Raw genomic sequence first — 4060 nt, 5'->3', positions numbered from 1 at the left:
CTTGAGGCATTCCTGAAAGCTGGTCAGGGTGTTTTCCGGTGCTTCGCCTTTGGCACCGCGATGGCCGTAAATCAGGGTCACAGTTGCTCCTTTACGCCAGGTTGTCTGGCGGGGTGAATATCAATTCAGGTGTCTTGGGCGTCGCTCTGTTCCCGCGCCAGGCGTCGTTCCTGTGCCTGTTTCTGCAGGATATAGCGGGCGAGTAGCTGGCGCTGGGCATCGGTCATGGACTCGAACTCGGTACCCACGTCAAAGCCGTCGCCTTTAGGGTCGCAATGGGTGATCTTTGCACGCAGCAGTAAGCCGAGCGCTTGGGGCATCAGCACCAGCTTGACCGCCAGGTGTGCACCAGGTACCAGGGGAGTGGGGTGCTGGAAGTCGATGCCGCCTTCGGAAATGATCACTGGCTGCGGAGCGCCGACTTCACTCAGCAGGCCGCGGGCCATGACCTGGCTGAGCAGGTCCAGGCGTTTGTTCTGCACTTTGAGGAAGGCGGCCAGGCTGCGATCTTTCTCGCTGATCTGGCGCAACAGGTGCTGGGCTTCGAATTCACTGAGGTGCAGTTCGCTGAGCAGATTGAACAGCGGTGAATCATCCAGCAACACTTCCTTGCTCGCCGCCTCGGGTGCGGACAGGCTTTTGATTTGGAGTGCGATCATGTCGGCGATACGGTAGTATTCGCGGCGCTCTTCTTCATCTAATGTCGACATGGCGAACCCCAGGTAACGGTAATGGTCAGAGTGTAAAGCTGCTTACCAGACCCCGCCACCGGGACGTCTTCTTTTCCTCCGAACAAGCCCCGACATGTTCAGACCTCTCTTCGTATTTATCGGCACGCGTTATACCCGTGCAAAGCGTCGCAATCATTTTGTGTCGTTCATTTCCTTGACCTCGATGATCGGGCTCGCCTTGGGCGTGGTCGTGATGATCGTGGTGTTGTCGGTGATGAATGGCTTTGATCATGAGATGCGCACCCGCGTGCTGGGCATGGTGCCCCATGCGACCATCGAGGGTGACTCGCCCATCAGTGACTGGCAGAGCCTGGCCGACAAGGTCAAGCAGAACCCCAAGGTGGTGGCTGTCGCGCCGTTTACCCAGATGCAGGGGTTGCTGACCAATGACGGCAAGGTGCAGAAGATCCTGCTCAACGCCATCGACCCGGCACAGGAGCGCAATGTCTCGATCATCGACAAGTTCATGCTGCAGGGCAAACTCGATGATTTGGCCCCCGGCAGCTTCGGCATCGTGATCGGTGACAAGGCCGCGGCCAAGCTCGGCGTGGGCATCGGCGACAAGCTGACCTTCGTCGCGCCGGAAGTCACCGTGACTCCGGCCGGTATGTTCCCGCGCATGAAGCGGTTCACCGTGGTCGGCACTTTCCACGTCGGCGCCGGTGAGATCGACGGTTACATCGGCCTGACCAACCTCACTGACCTGGCCCGCCTGCATCGTTGGCAGCCGGATCAGGTGCAGGGCCTGCGCCTGAAGTTCAATGATCTGTTCGACGCGCCGCGCACGGCCTGGGAAATCGCCCAACACTTGGGCGACAGCCAGTACTACGCCCGCGACTGGACCCGCACCCACGGCAACTTGTACCAGGCCATCCGCATGGAAAAAGCCATGATCGGCCTGCTGTTGCTACTGATCGTCGCCGTGGCCGCGTTCAACATCATTTCCACGTTGGTGATGGTGGTGAACGACAAGAAGGGCGACATCGCGATCCTGCGTACCCTCGGCGCCACGCCGGGCCAGATCATGGCAATCTTCATGGTGCAGGGCACCGTGATCGGTGTGGTCGGCACTTTGATCGGCACCGCCGTCGGCATCCTGGCGGCATTGAATGTCAGCGCCGCCATCGCCGCGCTGGAAAAAGTCATCGGCCACAAGTTCCTCAACGCCGACGTCTACTTCATCGACTACTTGCCGTCTCAGGTTCAGGCCCAGGACGTGTTGATGGTGGGCGGTGCGGCGTTGGTCTTGAGTTTCCTTGCCACCCTGTATCCAGCCTGGCGCGCGGCACGTACCCAGCCAGCACAGGCCTTACGTTATGAGTGAATCGGGCATGAGTGAAAAAGCAATCCTGAGCTGCCGCAACCTGGGCAAATCCTACGAGGAAGGCCCGGAGTCGGTGGTGGTGCTGTCCAACCTGCAGCTTGAACTCCACCCTGGCGAGCGCGTGGCGATCGTCGGCAGTTCCGGTTCGGGCAAAAGTACCTTGCTCAACCTGTTGGGTGGCCTGGATACGCCGTCCCAAGGCAGCGTCTGGCTGGCAGGCGAAGAACTGTCGGCCCTGGGCGAGAAGGCCCGTGGTCAGCTGCGCAACCGTTCGCTCGGTTTTGTTTACCAGTTCCACCACCTGTTGCCGGAGTTCACCGCCCTGGAAAACGTGTGCATGCCGTTGTTGATCGGCAAGACCGCGATTCCCGAAGCGCGCGAGCGTGCCAAGGCGTTGCTGGAGCGTGTAGGCCTCGGTCATCGCCTGGAGCACAAGCCGGCTGAGCTGTCCGGTGGTGAGCGCCAGCGTGTGGCGATTGCCCGTGCCTTGGTCAACAACCCGGGCCTGGTGATGCTCGACGAGCCGACCGGCAACCTCGACTCCCACACCGCCCAGGGCATCAAGGACTTGATGCTGGAACTGAGCACCCAGATGCGCACCGCGTTCCTGGTGGTGACCCATGACATGAGCATGGCCCGCCAGATGGATCGCGTGCTGCACCTGCAGGAAGGTCATCTGGTCGCCATTTGACCCGTTTCAAGCCTGGCGCCTGGCGTCGGGCTTTTTAATTTTTTCAACGGTGCCCGCGAATGTTCAGACCGTTATCGATTTTCATCGGCACGCGCTATACCCGCGCCAAGCGCCGCAACCGTTTTGTTTCGTTTATCTCGATGACTTCGATGATTGGCCTCGCCCTGGGCGTATTGGCCATGATCGTGGTGCTGTCGGTGATGAACGGCTTCCAGCGCGAAATGAGTTCACGCATTCTCGGCATGGTGCCCCATGCCACCATCGTCGGCGTGAACCCGATCGATGATTGGCAGCCCGTGGCCGCCGCTGCGATGAAGAACCCACAAGTGACCGCTGCCGTCCCGTTCACGCAGATGGACGGTATGTTCTCCTACAAAGGTGCGATGCAGCCGATTGAGATCAGCGGCGTCGACCCGGCCCAGGAAGGCAAGGTGTCGATCGTGGCCCAGCATATCGTGCAGGGCAAACTGGATGACCTGAAGCCCGGCGAGTTCGGCGTGGTGGTCGGCGAAATCACGGCACGGCGTTTTCGCCTGAACGTGGGTGACAAGCTGACCCTGATTGTCCCGGAAGTCAGCACTGCGCCGGGAGGGATCACCCCGCGCATGCAGCGTTTGAACGTGGTGGGCATCTTCAAGGTCGGCGCCGAGCTGGATGGCTCCATGGCCTTGATCCACATGGCCGACGCCGCGGAAATTCAGCATTGGCAACCGAACCAGGTGCAAAGCGTGCGTCTGGCGGTGAAAGACCTGTACGCGGCACCCAAAGTCTCTGCGGATATCGCCGCCAGCCTGGGCGCGGCCTACAAGGCTGACGACTGGACCCATACCCAGGGCAGCCTGTTCAGTGCGATGAAGATGGAAAAGACCATGATCGGCCTGCTGTTGCTGATGATCGTCGCCGTGGCTGCGTTCAACATCATCGCTACCTTGATCATGGTGGTGAACGACAAGGGCGCGGATATCGCCATCCTGCGCACCATTGGCGCCACGCCACGCCAGATCATGGCGATCTTCATGGTGCAGGGTACGGTGATCGGCATCGTCGGTACCCTGATTGGCGGTGTGCTGGGCGTGATTGCGGCATTGAACGTGAGTGAACTGGTGGGCTGGCTGGAGCGGGTGTCCGGGCAGCATATCTTCAGCTCGGATGTGTACTTCGTCAGCAACCTGCCTTCGGAGCTGCAAGGCGGCGATGTGTTGCTGATTTGCACGGCAGGGTTTGTGTTGAGCTTCTTGGCGACGCTGTATCCGGCGTATCGGGCGGCGAAGATCGAACCGGCGCATGCTCTGAGATATTCGTAAGCCTTTAGGC

At 60.2% G+C, this 4060-nt stretch carries 4 protein-coding genes and 1 pseudogene; 3 read left to right on the top strand and 2 right to left on the bottom strand.

The features are described from left to right. Together ACRESD_RS11190 and ACRESD_RS11185 are read right to left on the bottom strand one after the other, a co-directional pair. A pseudogene (locus tag ACRESD_RS11190) lies at positions 1-81 on the bottom strand (glycerophosphodiester phosphodiesterase); the annotation flags it as partial. A 44-nt stretch (positions 82-125) separates the two neighbouring features. Further along, positions 126-710, bottom strand: a complete 585-nt coding sequence (locus ACRESD_RS11185) for a PilZ domain-containing protein (RefSeq protein ID WP_431750964.1) — start codon at positions 708-710, stop codon at positions 126-128. Between the two features lie 94 nt (positions 711-804). Between ACRESD_RS11185 and ACRESD_RS11180 the strand changes: the two genes are divergently transcribed. From ACRESD_RS11180 to ACRESD_RS11170, 3 genes are read left to right on the top strand one after another with little or no spacing between them, the layout of a single operon-like run. After that, on the top strand, positions 805-2055 hold the full coding sequence (locus ACRESD_RS11180) for a lipoprotein-releasing ABC transporter permease subunit (RefSeq protein WP_431750963.1): 1251 nt from the start codon (positions 805-807) through the stop codon (positions 2053-2055). 7 nt (positions 2056-2062) lie between these two features. Beyond that, the gene (lolD, locus tag ACRESD_RS11175; protein WP_431750962.1) at positions 2063-2746 is read left to right on the top strand and encodes a lipoprotein-releasing ABC transporter ATP-binding protein LolD; all 684 of its coding nucleotides are present in this window, start codon (positions 2063-2065) and stop codon (positions 2744-2746) included. Positions 2747-2805: 59 nt separating this feature from the next. Further along, on the top strand, positions 2806-4050 hold the full coding sequence (locus ACRESD_RS11170) for a lipoprotein-releasing ABC transporter permease subunit (RefSeq protein WP_431750961.1): 1245 nt from the start codon (positions 2806-2808) through the stop codon (positions 4048-4050). Positions 4051-4060 lie beyond the last annotated feature (10 nt).

Source organism: Pseudomonas sp. (assembly GCF_050739995.1).
Lineage (GTDB): Bacteria > Pseudomonadota > Gammaproteobacteria > Pseudomonadales > Pseudomonadaceae > Aquipseudomonas.
This window is presented reverse-complemented; position numbering and strand designations above follow the sequence as displayed.